16 protein-coding genes are annotated in these 13,431 nt (G+C 50.8%); 13 read left to right on the forward strand and 3 right to left on the reverse strand.

The genetic code is table 11. The features are described from left to right. On the reverse strand, window positions 1-1,929 hold the full coding sequence (locus BZG73_RS02295; RefSeq protein WP_077667463.1) for an ABC transporter ATP-binding protein: 1,929 nt from the start codon (window positions 1,927-1,929) through the stop codon (window positions 1-3). Between the two features lie 197 nt (window positions 1,930-2,126). Between BZG73_RS02295 and kefG the strand changes: the two genes are divergently transcribed. The 4 genes from kefG to slyD are packed head-to-tail and all read left to right on the forward strand — an operon-like array spanning window position 2,127 to window position 5,255. Next, a complete protein-coding gene (gene kefG, locus BZG73_RS02300; protein ID WP_077667464.1) occupies window positions 2,127-2,708 on the forward strand; it encodes a glutathione-regulated potassium-efflux system ancillary protein KefG in 582 nt (193 codons plus the stop codon). Next, window positions 2,701-4,500, forward strand: a complete 1,800-nt coding sequence (gene kefB, locus BZG73_RS02305) for a glutathione-regulated potassium-efflux system protein KefB (RefSeq protein WP_077667465.1) — start codon at window positions 2,701-2,703, stop codon at window positions 4,498-4,500. Before kefG ends, kefB begins: the two co-directional genes overlap by 8 nt. Window positions 4,501-4,509: 9 nt before the next feature. Further along, window positions 4,510-4,713 carry a YheV family putative zinc ribbon protein gene (locus BZG73_RS02310; RefSeq protein WP_046074780.1) on the forward strand — a complete coding sequence of 68 codons (204 nt, stop codon included), beginning with the start codon at window positions 4,510-4,512 and terminating at the stop codon, window positions 4,711-4,713. Window positions 4,714-4,763: 50 nt separating this feature from the next. Further along, on the forward strand, window positions 4,764-5,255 hold the full coding sequence (gene slyD, locus BZG73_RS02315) for a peptidylprolyl isomerase (RefSeq protein ID WP_046074781.1): 492 nt from the start codon (window positions 4,764-4,766) through the stop codon (window positions 5,253-5,255). Between the two features lie 52 nt (window positions 5,256-5,307). On the opposite strand, the gene BZG73_RS02320 is transcribed toward slyD, so the two are convergent. Further along, a complete protein-coding gene (locus BZG73_RS02320) occupies window positions 5,308-5,529 on the reverse strand; it encodes a SlyX family protein (protein ID WP_046074782.1) in 222 nt (73 codons plus the stop codon). Window positions 5,530-5,541: 12 nt separating this feature from the next. Next, complete coding sequence (locus tag BZG73_RS02325; RefSeq protein ID WP_077667476.1) at window positions 5,542-6,525, reverse strand: WD40 repeat domain-containing protein; 984 nt, start codon at window positions 6,523-6,525, stop codon at window positions 5,542-5,544. Window positions 6,526-6,651: 126 nt separating this feature from the next. Here BZG73_RS02325 and fkpA point away from each other — a divergent pair, with 126 nt between their 5' ends. The 9 genes from fkpA to BZG73_RS02370 all read left to right on the forward strand — a co-directional run. Further along, the gene (gene fkpA, locus BZG73_RS02330; RefSeq protein WP_046074783.1) at window positions 6,652-7,434 is read left to right on the forward strand and encodes an FKBP-type peptidyl-prolyl cis-trans isomerase; all 783 of its coding nucleotides are present in this window, start codon (window positions 6,652-6,654) and stop codon (window positions 7,432-7,434) included. Window positions 7,435-7,593: 159 nt separating this feature from the next. Then, window positions 7,594-8,283, forward strand: coding sequence for a helix-turn-helix transcriptional regulator (locus tag BZG73_RS02335; RefSeq protein ID WP_152795982.1), 690 nt, complete (start codon window positions 7,594-7,596; stop codon window positions 8,281-8,283). Beyond that, window positions 8,280-8,672 carry a sulfurtransferase complex subunit TusD gene (gene tusD / locus BZG73_RS02340; RefSeq protein ID WP_077667466.1) on the forward strand — a complete coding sequence of 131 codons (393 nt, stop codon included), beginning with the start codon at window positions 8,280-8,282 and terminating at the stop codon, window positions 8,670-8,672. The genes BZG73_RS02335 and tusD overlap by 4 nt, the downstream gene beginning before the upstream one ends. 7 nt (window positions 8,673-8,679) lie before the next feature. Then, entirely contained in the window at window positions 8,680-9,036 is a 357-nt protein-coding gene (tusC, locus tag BZG73_RS02345) for a sulfurtransferase complex subunit TusC (RefSeq protein WP_077667467.1), read from the forward strand. A 10-nt stretch (window positions 9,037-9,046) separates the two neighbouring features. Continuing rightward, the gene (tusB, locus tag BZG73_RS02350) at window positions 9,047-9,337 is read left to right on the forward strand and encodes a sulfurtransferase complex subunit TusB (protein ID WP_158010016.1); all 291 of its coding nucleotides are present in this window, start codon (window positions 9,047-9,049) and stop codon (window positions 9,335-9,337) included. A 177-nt stretch (window positions 9,338-9,514) separates the two neighbouring features. Continuing rightward, window positions 9,515-9,889, forward strand: a complete 375-nt coding sequence (gene rpsL, locus BZG73_RS02355) for a 30S ribosomal protein S12 (protein ID WP_025673238.1) — start codon at window positions 9,515-9,517, stop codon at window positions 9,887-9,889. Between the two features lie 97 nt (window positions 9,890-9,986). After that, entirely contained in the window at window positions 9,987-10,457 is a 471-nt protein-coding gene (gene rpsG, locus BZG73_RS02360; protein ID WP_025673237.1) for a 30S ribosomal protein S7, read from the forward strand. Between the two features lie 75 nt (window positions 10,458-10,532). Beyond that, window positions 10,533-12,629 carry an elongation factor G gene (gene fusA, locus BZG73_RS02365; protein WP_077667469.1) on the forward strand — a complete coding sequence of 699 codons (2,097 nt, stop codon included), beginning with the start codon at window positions 10,533-10,535 and terminating at the stop codon, window positions 12,627-12,629. A 100-nt stretch (window positions 12,630-12,729) separates the two neighbouring features. After that, window positions 12,730-13,431, forward strand: a 702-nt coding sequence (locus BZG73_RS02370) for a GTP-binding protein (RefSeq protein ID WP_131826177.1), incomplete at its 3' end; no start/stop codon positions are given.

Raw genomic sequence — 13,431 nt, forward strand, 5'->3', positions numbered from 1 at the left:
TTAATTTTGATTGAATGTCGCCTCCAGGGCTTCCAGCTCTTCTTGTCGCTCCATCCATTCTTGTTCCACCTCTTCGAGCGTCGATTTGGCATCCGCTTGACGTTGCAATTGCGCCGTGAGTTGCGCCTTATTATCAGTGTGATAAATGTCAGGGTCCGCCAACTGATTTTCTGCGTCAGTGATAATGGCAGAGAGTTGCTCTATCTGTGTGTCGAGATTGTCAATTTTTTTCCGCAAAGGCGCGGTTTGCTTGCGTAACTCGGCATTGCGGCGTTTTTGCGCTTTGCGATCCATCTGTGTTTGTTGCGGCGCTGTTTTCTCCGCGGCCGCTTGTTTTTTGGTCTCGGCGCGATCGGCGCGCTGTTGATCGGTCAGCCAGCGATGATAATCGCTCAAGTCTCCATCAAAGGGTAGCACTGCGCCATTGTCGACCAAGTACAAATCATCGGTGGTGGCGCGCAGCAAAAAGCGATCGTGACTGACAATCACCATCGCGCCCTCGTAGGACTGTAAAGCGAGTGTCAGCGCTTGGCGCATATCCAAGTCCAGATGGTTGGTTGGCTCATCAAGTAACAATAAGTTCGGCTTTTGCCAGACCAGTAAGGCGAGCACAAGGCGGGCTTTTTCTCCGCCAGAGAAGGGGCCAATAGGCTCGAGCGCCTTGTCGCCTTGAAAGCCAAACCGGCCGAGAAAATCACGCAAGGTTTGCTCAGCGGTGGTGGGGGCCAATCGGTTTAAGTGCTGAAGTGGTGTATCGTCGATGCGTAACGTATCGAGTTGGTGTTGGGCAAAATAGCCAACTTTCACCCCTTGTGAATAGGTTAATTCGCCCGCCATGGCGGGTAAGCTGCCCGCGAGGAGTTTAATCAGGGTCGACTTACCCGCACCATTGCGCCCCAGTAAGCCAATGCGCGCCCCCGGCACCAGGTTAAGGCGAATGTTTTCAATAATGGGCGTCTTATCATAACCGGCCGCCACCTTGTCCATCATTAAAATGGGAGTGGGTAAGGCATCCGGTGTGAAGAAGGTAAAACTAAACGGGTTATCGTATTGCGCGGGCAACACTTTCTCCATGCGCTCGAGCGCTTTAATCCGGCTTTGCGCTTGGCGGGCTTTGGTCGCTTTGTAGCGAAAGCGGTCAATGTACGATTGCATGTGGGAAATTTGCTTTTGTTGCTTTTCGTACTGCGCCTGTTGTTGGGCCAATTTTTGCGCGCGCATCTGCTCAAAGTCAGAATAATTACCGGTATATTCATTAAGTTGTTGATGCTCAATATGAATAATCCGGTTGACGACAGGATCCAAAAAGTCCCGGTCGTGGGAGATCAACACCAAGGTGCCTGGGTATTGTTGTAACCATTTTTCCAGCCACATCACCGCATCGAGATCCAAGTGGTTGGTAGGCTCATCCAGCAACAATAGATCAGAGCGGCATAATAGCGCTTGTGCTAAGTTCAGTCGCATTCGCCAGCCCCCTGAGAATTGGGTGAGTGACCAGTGGACTTGGGGTTGGCTAAAGCCCAAACCATCAAGCAGACTCGCGGCGCGAGCTTCAATGGTGTAGCCACCAATGGCATCCAATTTGTCGTGTAACATCGCCACCGCGTTACCATCATCACGGGCTTCGGCGTCGAGTAGGGCTTGCTGGAGCTCGCGGTATTCGCTGTCGCCATCAATGACATATTCAAGGGCGCTTTTATCAAGTGCGGGGGTCTCTTGCGCTACCCAAGCCACTTGCCATTGGCTTGGGTAATCACAACGGCCGGCATCCAGGGATAATTGGTGGCGGAGCAAGGCAAACAGGCTAGATTTGCCACAGCCATTTTTGCCCACCAAGCCGACTTTGTCGCCTGGTGAGATAGTGGCTGAAGTGTGGTCAAGCAGGGGCTTACCACCACGAAGCAGTTGAATGTCGGAGAAGCGAATCATGATTACTCAGTCTGTCTCGGGTTGATGGATGCGCATTGTTGCGCGGTCGTTATACCAGCTTGATACGGGGATTGCCAAATTCTACCGTGTCATCCTACTGGTCAGACACAGACGGGGCATATTTGTGTGTTAAAGTTAAAAACACGGAATAAATGAACAGATTGCGTTCTGACCATAATCATAAGACAAGGAAGCCTATGCCCCGAGATAAGGCTGAAAGCCCCTCTCTTCCCAAGGTACTGGTGATTTTTGCTCACCCCGACCCCGATGAATCCGTTGCTAATCGTCGTTTAATTGAGGCCATTACTCCGCTGGCCCATGTCACCGTGCACGATATTTACGCTGCATACCCTGATTTTGTGGTGGACGTCCATTATGAGCGCGCGTTGGTCACTGACGCCGATGTGTTGGTCTTTCAGCATCCACTGCAAATGTATTCCTGTCCGGCGCTGTTAAAAGAGTGGATAGATGTGGTGCTAGGGAAAGGGTTTGCACATGGTCAAGGTGGGGATGCGTTGGCAGGTAAAACCTGTCGCTTTGTAGTGACCACCGGGGGGGCGGCCGAAGCGTTTAGCCAACAAGGTTACAATAAATATTCGATGGCTGAACTCTTGCAACCCTTTGAATTGACCGCCTCATTATGTCGGATGTATTGGATCCCACCGTTGGTCTTGCACTGGGCGCGTCGCGTTGGCGATGCCGATCGCGAGGCGTTTGCCGAGATTTATGCCGATTGGCTCGCCGATCCGCTGGTGCAACAAGGAGGAGAGGATGGATAACAACCTCTTATCGGTGGCTTTTGTCTTTTTATTGGCGGCGGTGATTGCGGTTCCGTTGGCGCAGCGCTTGGGCATGGGCTCTGTCCTTGGCTATTTGCTGGCAGGCATAGTGATCGGGCCCTGGGGGCTGGGCCTAGTCCGTGATGTGGATGCGATTCTCCATTTTGCGGAGTTCGGCGTGGTGCTGCTGCTTTTCCTGATTGGCTTGGAGTTGAACCCCAAAAAGTTGCTCCAGATGCGACGGCCGATTATCGGGCTTGGGGGCAGTCAGGTCGTGGTCACAGCGTTGTTTATCGGTGTGATTTGCGCATTGGCAGGCTTGACACTCTCGCAAGCGTTGGTAATTGGGGTTGGCTTGGCGCTTTCTTCAACCGCGATTGCGATGAAGATTATTGAAGATCAACACCTGATGCGCAGCGAAACCGGGCAAGCGGGGTTTGCGGTCTTACTCTTCCAAGACATTGCGGTGATCCCGATGCTCGCGATGATCCCTGCGCTTGCCGGTGGCAGCGCTGGCAGTTGGCTCGACGTATTATGGATGTTTGTTGGCATCGGTATCTTGCTGGTGGGCGGTCATTTCTTGCTGCGCCCACTGTTTCGTCTAGTGGCTATGAGCGGTGTTACCGAGCTATTTACAGTGACCTCATTGGCCTTGGTGATTGGGATTGCCCTCGCCATGCAAGCGTTAGGGTTATCAATGGCGCTAGGTGCTTTTCTTGCTGGGGTACTGCTGGCTGAAAGTGAATACCGGCATGAATTAGAAACCGCGATTGAGCCTTTTAAAGGTTTGTTGCTCGGGCTGTTCTTTATTGCGGTGGGAATGACCGTTGACCTTGGTTTATTGCTCGACTATCCACTGGCCATTCTGGGAGCGGTTGCGGCGTTAATTTTGGTGAAGACCTTGCTGCTTTATGGCTTGGCGCGTGCCTTCGGGGTCGTACCGAAAGCGCGTAGTCAAATGGCGGTATTACTCAGCCAAGGGGGAGAATTTGCGTTTGTCATTTTCAATGCGGCGCGTAACCAGGGTTTGCTTGACCAAGAGTTAAACGCGTTTTTGTTGGTGGTGGTCAGCTTGTCGATGATGACCACGCCTTTAATGCTGACGCTTCAACAACGCTGGTTTGCCCGCACGTTCAACGAGCCAGAGGAGGCGCCGCCCCAAGGACAGTTTGAGCAAGCTGATGCGCGCGTGATCATTGCCGGTTTTGGTCGCTTTGGTCAGGTGGTGGGCCGGTTGATGTTCGCCAATAAAATTGGGGTGACCATATTAGAACGTGATCCGACGCAAATTAAGCTGCTACGTCGCTTTGGCTATGAAGTGTATTATGGCGATGCAACTCAGCTCGATTTATTACGGGCGGCAGGGGCGCATACCGCTGAAGCGATTGTGATTTGTACTGATTCGCCTGATGAGGTGATGGAAATTGTTGATCTTTGTGCGCGCCATTTCCCTAACCTTAAAGTAATGGCGCGGGCAAGGAGCCGTGTAGAGGCTTATCAATTGATGGCGCAGGGCGTGGATCAATTCTCGCGTGAAACCTTTTTGGGGGCGCTTGAGCTCGGGAGACAGACGCTAGAGTCACTGGGTATGCATCCGTACAAAGCCAAGCGAGCCGAAATTCTATTTCGTAAGTTGGATATGCGGGTATTGCAAGATCTATTGCCGCAACACAGCGAAGACTTGGCCACGGCTTCTCGAGTGAAGGAAGCGCGCAAAGAATTAGAAGAAATTTTTGACCGAGAAATGCGCGGTGATAGTGAGCGGCACCAAAGTTGGAACCGAGATGAGTAAGGTGTTGAAGTGAAAAAACGTTTCATTGCTGGGGCTGCTTGCCCAGCGTGCCAACAGCTCGATACGTTACGAGTGTGGCGCGAAAATAATATTGACAAAGTAGAATGTGTCAGCTGCGATTATCATGATAGTCGGTTGCCTGATTCGGCACAACAGTCACACTCTGGTGCCGAGTCAGCAGAGAATGTCATTGGGATCTTTAAACCGGAGTAGGGGATCCGTTATCATCGGCAGTCCATTTACCTTCCGGTCTCGGAGCGAGCATGAAAATTGCAAAAGATGTGGTAGTCAGCCTGGCTTACCAAGTAAAAAATGAAGATGGTGCACTTGTTGACGAATCAACAGCACAAGAGCCTCTCCAATACCTGCACGGTCATCGTAACCTGATTGTAGGTCTTGAGAACGCGCTGGAAGGCCGCGAAAAAGGTGAGAGCTTTGACGTGACTGTAGGCCCAGACGAAGCCTATGGTGACTACCAAGAAGCCATGGTACAACGCGTACCTGCTAACGTATTCCAAGGCGTAGACCAAGTAGAAGTGGGCATGCGCTTTATGGCAGAAACTGACCAAGGCCAAATCCCAGTTGAAGTGACTGAAGTTGATGGTGAAGAAGTGGTGGTTGACGCTAACCACATGCTAGCCGGTCAAACCCTGTCTTTCTCTGTGGAAGTGGTTGACGTTCGCGAAGCGACAGAAGAGGAAGTGTCTCACGGTCATATTCACCAAGACGGTGAAAGCTGTGGTCACGACCACTAAGACGGTATCCGTCTGTGGTGAATGAAAGGCGCCGAATGGCGCCTTTTTCGTATCAGTAGTGTGGTGGCGGGGTTTCTTCTGCTTGGCTGGCAATGTTTTCCGGCTCTATGTTTTTTAACTTACTGACTAAGTATTGAATTTGCACTGTCATACGCTCAATATCCCCCTGCTGCTGGGTTAACGCGCTGTTGAGCTGCTCGATGGTGTCTTCTTGAAAAGCGACCTTATATTCCAGGTCGTCGATTTGCTGCTGTAACTTATCAATCTCGCTCATACTGCTCTCTCGCTATTGCGCGTCGGTTAACCAAGCTTGGGCGATACCGGCGGATGTCCCGGAAATCACTCGCCCGGTGGGGTCGATAGCCACATCATACACGACTGCGCTCGGCGGGCGAGTGTCTGGTTGTGCCAAGGCTTGCCAGCGGCCGATGTTTTCACCGCTTTGTACATCCCATAACTCGACCCGCTGTGAAGGCGTGCCCGTCGCCAACTGACGGCCATCATCGGAAAAACGGGCACTGGCGTATATGGCTTGGCGAGCGAAAATATCTAACTCACTCACCTTCTCGCCACTGGGTAAGGCCCAAATCACGGCGCGGTTGCCGCCATCAGAGACGAACGCGTATTGCCCGTCACGATGCAGGGCCACTTGCTTAACCCGTTGATCATAGGCGAAGTCGTTGATAATTTGTCCCGACTCGGCATCCCAAAAGTAGGCATGATGGTCATTACCGCCTGACAGGACGTAAGCACCATTGGGGGAAATCGCGACCGCATTGACTTTATCGCGATGCGCGAGGAACTCTAGGCGCCTCCCCGTGCCTAAGTCGATGAATAATGCTTTGCCGTTAGACATGGCAAGCACCAGCTTTTCACCATTGTTGCTGATCGCAGCATCGCGAATGATGCCGTCAGAAATGGACCAAAGTCCCTGAGACTGGCTCCAAGCCAGGTCCCAAACGGCAAAATTTTGTGCCGTTGCGGTGATAGCGTAGCGTTTATTATCGGAAATATGGCTGACCACGACGGGGTTCGCATTGGGGTCTTGCGGCCCCAGCTCCGCCAACTGCTGATTGGTGACAAGGTCCCACAGCACAATATCGGTTTCGTCCGAGGCGAGTAGGGCAAATCGCCCGTCTCGACTCAGGCTAAAGCTGGTGGCGCCCTTAGGGTGGATTGACCAGCGCTGGGCTTCTTTGCCAGACTGCCAACAGCCGAACAGGGTGCTTAAAACAATAAAAATGCCAACAATGTGGCGGATTTTGGGCATCATACTTGAGTTCCAGTGTGTGCAGCCATATAACCACGAGTATATGGATAGAAACAGGCTTTCGCATGGTTGATGCGTCAGTAAATACAATACGAGGATTAATCCTTACCATCAACGGAGTACCCAATGAAATCAGTAATGAAGATGTCGCTACTCGCGGCAACCGTTGCCTTTGCCGTCGGCTGTCAGCAAGAAGACGCAAAAGTAGAGCAAACGAACCAAGCGGCTGAAAAAGCCGAAGCAGCGTTTGCGAACGAAGACGACAAAGCAGCCTACGCGATTGGCGCTTCTTTGGCACAATACCTCAACGCCAATTTGGAGCAGCAGGCCGAGATTGGTCTCGAACTGGATAAAGAGGTGGTATTGCAAGGGGTGCAAGACGTCTTTCAAGGTGAGTCAAAGTTAACCGATGAGCAAGCACAAGCGGCACTGCAATCGCTTGATCAGCGTGTGACCAAGCTTGCGCAGCAACAAGCGAAAGAAAAGGCAGAAGCCGCCATCGCTGACGGTGAAAAATACCGCACTGAGTTCGCGCAAAAAGAAGGCGTAAAGGAAACTGACTCTGGGCTGTTGTACAAAGTCGATAGCATGGGTGATGGCGAGAAGCCATCAGCTGAAGACACCGTCGTGGTGCATTATAAAGGTACTCTGACTGACGGTACGCAATTTGATAGCTCGTACGAGCGTGGTGAACCTGCGACGTTCCCACTTAATCGTGTGATCCCAGGTTGGACTGAAGGGGTACAGCTGATGCCTGTAGGCTCTAAGTTCACCTTTGTTGTGCCGCCAGAGTTGGCTTATGGCGACCAAGACACCGCATCGATCCCGGCTAACTCAACCTTGGTGTTTGATGTTGAATTACTTGAAATTAAAGACGATAGCAACAAAGAAGCGGCCAGCGAAGGCTAAATCACCCCGTCTTGTCGTATAGCATTCGCCCCGGCCTAGCCGGGGCTTTTTACATTTTTCGGCGTGAATTCTGTTAAACTGAGCGCAGAACAAAAAAGAGACATGGTCGAATAAGGATAGGCGTACGTGGTACCGACAGAGGGTTTTGGCGCGAACATTATGACGGAAAGTGAGCTCATTGAGCCCAATCCACTCAACCAACAAGACAGCATTATATTGCAGTCATATTCGGCTGTGGTTGATGGGCTAGCCGCCTTGATTGGTGAGCACTGTGAAATCGTGCTGCATGCATTAGACGATTTAAATAAATCGGCGATAAAAATTGCCAATGGCGAGAATACCGGGCGCCAGGTAGGCTCGCCCATCACTGATTTAGCGTTGCGTATGCTACGTGATATCGAAGGGTCCGAGCGCAACTTTTCTCGCGCTTACTTTACGCGTGCGAAAAGTGGCACCTTGATGAAATCAATCACGGTGGCCATTCGCAATGGAGACAATCGCATCATTGGGCTGTTATGTATCAATATCAATTTAGATGCCCCTTTTTCTCAGGTACTGCAAGCCTTCATCCCCGACGACCAAGCTAAACAAGCGGCCTCATCGGTTAACTTTGCCAGTGATGTTGACGAGCTGGTGGATCAAACGGTCGAGCGTACCGTTGAAGAAGTCAACGCGGATAAAAGCGTGTCTAATAACACCAAAAACCGCCAGATAGTGATGGCGCTCTATGATAAAGGCATTTTTGATATCAAGGATGCCATTAATCGGGTCGCGGCTCGGCTGAATATCTCTAAACATACGGTGTACCTTTACGTCAGACAACGTAAAACCGAAGAGGCTGAGTCATGAGTTTGCAGTATGTGTTAGTGGTGACTGAGCCGGCTTATGGGTCACAGATGGCACGTACCGCGTATCAGTTTGCCTGCGCGGCGATTGAAGCAGGACATCAGGTCAGTAAGGTGTTCTTTTATCAAGACGGCGTGTTAAACGGTATGGCGACCACGGTGCCTGCCAACGATGAATTTGATATGGTGACAGCATGGCAAACCCTCGCGCGAGATCATCAGGTGCAACTGGAAACGTGCGTGGCGGCGGCGCTGCGCCGTGGTGTGATCAGTGATCAGGAAGCGACACAACATGGGTTAGCGCAAAGCACTTTGGCCGCGGGGTTTTCACAAGCGGGGCTCGGAGCGCTAGCGGAAGCTTTATTGACCGCAGACCGCGTGATGCAGTTTTAAGGGGGATGTGATGCAAATAGGGTTTGTGTTTTCCTCGGCGCCTCACGGTCGCGCGAGTGGTCGAGAAGGGCTTGATGCGCTGCTTGCCGCGTCCGCCTTTTTTGACAACCTTGCGGTGTTTTTTATCGGCGACGGTGTCTTTCAATTACTTGAAGGGCAGCAACCGAGCCACATTTTGAGCCGCGACTATATTGCCAGTTTTAAAATGCTCCCTTTGTGTGATGTCGAAGCGATTTATGTCTGTCAGGCCTCGTTGACCGCACGAGGACTTGAGCAAGCCTCGACTGTGCTGCCAACTCAAGCGTTATCCGTCGCGCAAATCAAAACGCAGCTGTCAGGCTGCGATCGCATTTTACATTTTTAAGGAGAAGGCCGTGCTGCACCTGGTCAAACACTCACCATACAGCCGTCAAGCCTTGGCACAGTGCTTAGACTACGCGCCGTCGAACAGTGCGATTGTCTTGATCAGTGATGCCGTCGTCGCCGGGATGGCGGGGAGCGAGTGGGCAACCCGATTGTTTACCGAGACTCATGCTGTTTATTTGCTCAAAGATGATGTGGACGCACGAGGGCTAGGCGATACATTACACCCTCGTGCTGAGCTGATTGATATGCATCAATTGGTCGATTTGAGTGCTGAACATGTCACGCAAATGACATGGTAATCGGCTAGTCTTTGTCGCGTGTGAAAATCCCCCGCGTGCTGTTCGAAAAACAAACAATGCAAAGATCTCTGTATAAATCTTGACACCCCATACCCCGACGCCTAAAATTTCGCGTCCCTGTTGTATTGGGGCTAGATTTTTCACACTTATACGTTAAGTAATATCAGGAGCTATTTAATGGCAACTATTAACCAGCTGGTCCGCAAGCCACGCTTGAAGCAAGTTGCGAAAAGCAACGTGCCTGCGTTGGAAGCGTGTCCACAAAAACGTGGTGTATGTACTCGTGTTTACACCACTACTCCAAAGAAACCAAACTCTGCACTGCGTAAAGTATGCCGTGTACGTTTGACCAATGGCTTTGAAGTCACCTCTTACATTGGTGGTGAAGGCCACAACCTGCAAGAGCACAGTGTTGTGCTTATCCGCGGCGGTCGTGTTAAAGACTTGCCGGGTGTGCGTTACCACACTGTTCGTGGCGCACTAGACTGTGCAGGCGTTAACGGCCGTAAACAAGGTCGTTCTAAGTACGGTGTGAAGCGTCCTAAGTCTTAATGGATTCCGTTAAGTAAGGCCAAACACTCAAACAATTGAATTTTGAAAAAACTGAAAAGTTTTGGATAAAACCTGAAGAAGACAACGGAGATAATCCATGCCACGTCGTCGCGTAATTGGTCAGCGTAAAATTCTTCCAGATCCTAAGTTCGGATCAGAATTGCTGGCAAAATTTGTAAACATCCTGATGGTTGACGGTAAGAAGTCAACTGCTGAAAAAATCGTTTATGGTGCACTAGACATCATGGCTGAGCGTTCTGGTAAAGAGCACTTGGCTGTATTCGAACAAGCTCTTGAAAACGTACGCCCAGCGGTCGAGGTTAAATCTCGCCGTGTAGGTGGTTCAACTTACCAAGTGCCAGTAGAAGTACGTCCTGTACGTCGTAACGCACTGGCTATGCGTTGGTTGGTTGAAGCCGCTCGTAAGCGTGGTGAAAAATCTATGGCTCAGCGCCTAGCAAGCGAGATGCTAGACGCGTCAGAAAACAAAGGTACTGCTGTTAAGAAACGTGAAGACGTTCACCGTATGGCAGACGCGAACAAAGCGTTCGCACATTACCGCTGGTAATGCCTTCATGGCGTGTCCCACTCGGGGCACGCCAAACCCATATTCTAAGGTTAACCTTAGCAAGAGGATACTATTGTGGCTCGAAAAACCCCTATCGAGCGCTACCGTAACATCGGTATTTGTGCTCACGTAGACGCCGGAAAAACCACGACTACCGAGCGGATCTTGTTCTACACAGGCGTTAATCACAAAGTTGGTGAAACGCATGATGGCGCATCAACAATGGATTGGATGGCGCAAGAGCAAGAGCGTGGTATCACCATCACCTCAGCCGCGACCACGACATTCTGGCACGGATCTGATCACCAATTTGAACAACATCGCGTAAACATCATCGACACCCCAGGGCACGTAGACTTCACCATCGAAGTTGAGCGCTCTTTGCGTGTGCTTGATGGTGCGGTGGTTGTATTCTGTGGTTCATCAGGTGTTGAGCCTCAGTCTGAAACCGTATGGCGTCAGGCAGATAAATACGAAGTACCGCGTATGGTCTTCGTCAACAAAATGGACCGTGCGGGTGCTGATTACTTGCGTGTTGTTGATCAAATCAAAAACCGCCTTGGCGCACACCCTGTGCCAATTCACTTGAACATTGGTGCAGAAGACCAGTTCAAGGGCGTGATTGACCTGATCAAAATGAAAGCGATCAACTGGAACGAAGAAGACTTAGGTATGACTTATACCTATGAAGAAATTCCAGACGATCTGAAAGAGCAAGCAGAAGAGTGGCACAACTTCTTGGTTGAGTCTGCTGCTGAAGCTTCTGAAGAGCTGATGGACAAATACCTTGAAGAAGGTGAGTTGTCTGAAGAAGAAATCAAGACAGCTCTGCGTCAGCGTACCCTTGATAACGAAATCGTACTGGCAACCTGTGGTTCTGCGTTTAAGAACAAAGGCGTTCAGGCAGTACTGGATGCGGTTATCGAGTTCTTACCATCACCGATTGATGTGAAGTCAATCAAGGGTGAAGACGAAGACGGTAACCCAATTGAGCGTCATGCAGACGACAAAGAACCTTTCTCTGCGCTTGCATTTAAAGTCGCGACTGACCCATTTGTAGGCACGTTGACCTTTATGCGTGTTTACTCAGGTGTGGTTAACTCGGGCGACACTGTCTATAACTCAGTGAAGCAAAAGCGTGAGCGTTTGGGCCGTATCGTGCAGATGCACTCCAACAAGCGTGAAGAGATCAAAGAAATCCGTGCCGGCGACATCGCTGCAGCAGTTGGTCTGAAAGACGTAACCACGGGTGATACACTGTGTGCGATAGATTCAAAAGTTATCCTTGAGCGCATGGAGTTCCCAGATCCAGTTATCCAGATCGCGGTTGAGCCTAAGTCTAAAGCTGACCAAGAGAAAATGGGTATCGCGCTAGGTAAACTGGCGGCAGAAGATCCATCTTTCCGCGTTGAGTCAGATGAAGAGTCTGGCCAGACCCTGATCTCGGGTATGGGAGAACTTCACTTAGACGTCATCGTTGACCGTATGCGTCGCGAATTTAACGTTGAGTGTAACGTTGGTAAGCCACAGGTTGCTTATCGCGAAACCATCCGTGGTAGCACCAAAGTTGAAGGTAAGTTCGTTAAGCAGTCTGGTGGTCGTGGTCAGTACGGTCACGTATGGCTGAAAATCGAACCATCAGAGCCAAACGAAGGCTTTGTCTTTGTTGACGAAATCGTTGGTGGTGTGGTTCCACGTGAATACATCAGCTCGGTGGCTAAAGGTATCGAAGAGCAGATGGCTAACGGTGTACTGGCTGGCTATCCGGTACTTGACGTTAAAGCAACCTTGTTCGATGGCTCTTACCACGATGTTGACTCTAACGAAATGGCGTTTAAGATCGCCGCATCAATGGCATTCAAGAAAGGTGCTCACGACGCGCAACCTGTTATGCTTGAGCCAATGATGAAGGTTGAAGTAACCACGCCAGAAGAGTGGATGGGTGACGTTGTTGGTGACTTGAACCGTCGTCGTGGCCTGATCGGTGGTATGGACGAAGGCCCAGCGGGTCTGAAGATCGTACGTGCCCAGGTTCCACTGTCTGAAATGTTCGGTTACGCTACTGACCTACGTAGTGCAACACAAGGCCGTGCATCTTACTCGATGGAGTTCAGCGAGTACGGTGAAGTGCCTAAGAACATCGCTGACGCCCTGATCGCAGAGCGTAGCTAATTATTTTGGTCCAGATGCCGACATCATGGTCGGCATCAAACACTGACTTCTGAGTTACTAGGCCAAGCCCGTTAACTCACAACTAGGAAGGAAGACGATCGTGTCTAAAGAAAAATTTGAACGTACGAAAACGCACGTTAACGTTGGTACTATCGGCCACGTTGACCATGGTAAAACTACGCTGACCGCAGCTATCTGTACGGTACTTGCAAAAGTACACGGCGGTGCTGCTCGTGACTTCGCGTCAATCGATAACGCACCAGAAGAGCGTGATCGTGGTATCACCATCGCAACGTCTCACGTTGAGTACGATACGCCAAACCGTCACTACGCACACGTTGACTGCCCAGGACACGCTGACTATGTGAAAAACATGATCACCGGTGCTGCGCAAATGGACGGTGGTATCCTGGTTGTTGCTGCAACTGATGGCCCAATGCCACAGACGCGTGAGCACATCCTACTAGGCCGTCAGGTTGGTATTCCAAACATCATCGTGTTCATGAACAAATGTGACATGGTTGATGACGAAGAGCTGCTTGAGCTGGTTGAAATGGAAGTACGTGAGCTACTTTCAGAGTACGACTTCCCAGGTGACGACTGCCCAGTAATCCAAGGTTCAGCGCTAGGTGCCCTGAACGGTGAAGAGCAGTGGGAGCAGAAGATCGTTGAGCTATCTGAAGCGCTGGATTCTTACATCCCAGAGCCAGAGCGTGCGATCGACAAGCCGTTCATCCTGCCAATCGAAGACGTATTCTCAATCCAAGGCCGTGGTACTGTAGTCACTGGTCGTGTTGAGCAA

The organism is Salinivibrio siamensis, from assembly GCF_001996005.1.
In the GTDB taxonomy this organism is placed as follows: Bacteria; Pseudomonadota; Gammaproteobacteria; order Enterobacterales; family Vibrionaceae; genus Salinivibrio; species Salinivibrio siamensis.

Coding starts and splice junctions, on each gene's coding strand:
- BZG73_RS02295 (WP_077667463.1), bottom strand. CDS start 1,929: ATGATTCGCTTCTCCGACATTCAACTGCTTCGTGGTGGTAAGCCCCTG.
- kefG (WP_077667464.1), top strand. CDS start 2,127: ATGCCCCGAGATAAGGCTGAAAGCCCCTCTCTTCCCAAGGTACTGGTG.
- kefB (WP_077667465.1), top strand. CDS start 2,701: ATGGATAACAACCTCTTATCGGTGGCTTTTGTCTTTTTATTGGCGGCG.
- slyD (WP_046074781.1), top strand. CDS start 4,764: ATGAAAATTGCAAAAGATGTGGTAGTCAGCCTGGCTTACCAAGTAAAA.
- BZG73_RS02320 (WP_046074782.1), bottom strand. CDS start 5,529: ATGAGCGAGATTGATAAGTTACAGCAGCAAATCGACGACCTGGAATAT.
- BZG73_RS02325 (WP_077667476.1), bottom strand. CDS start 6,525: ATGCCCAAAATCCGCCACATTGTTGGCATTTTTATTGTTTTAAGCACC.
- fkpA (WP_046074783.1), top strand. CDS start 6,652: ATGAAATCAGTAATGAAGATGTCGCTACTCGCGGCAACCGTTGCCTTT.
- BZG73_RS02335 (WP_152795982.1), top strand. CDS start 7,594: ATGACGGAAAGTGAGCTCATTGAGCCCAATCCACTCAACCAACAAGAC.
- tusD (WP_077667466.1), top strand. CDS start 8,280: ATGAGTTTGCAGTATGTGTTAGTGGTGACTGAGCCGGCTTATGGGTCA.
- rpsL (WP_025673238.1), top strand. CDS start 9,515: ATGGCAACTATTAACCAGCTGGTCCGCAAGCCACGCTTGAAGCAAGTT.
- rpsG (WP_025673237.1), top strand. CDS start 9,987: ATGCCACGTCGTCGCGTAATTGGTCAGCGTAAAATTCTTCCAGATCCT.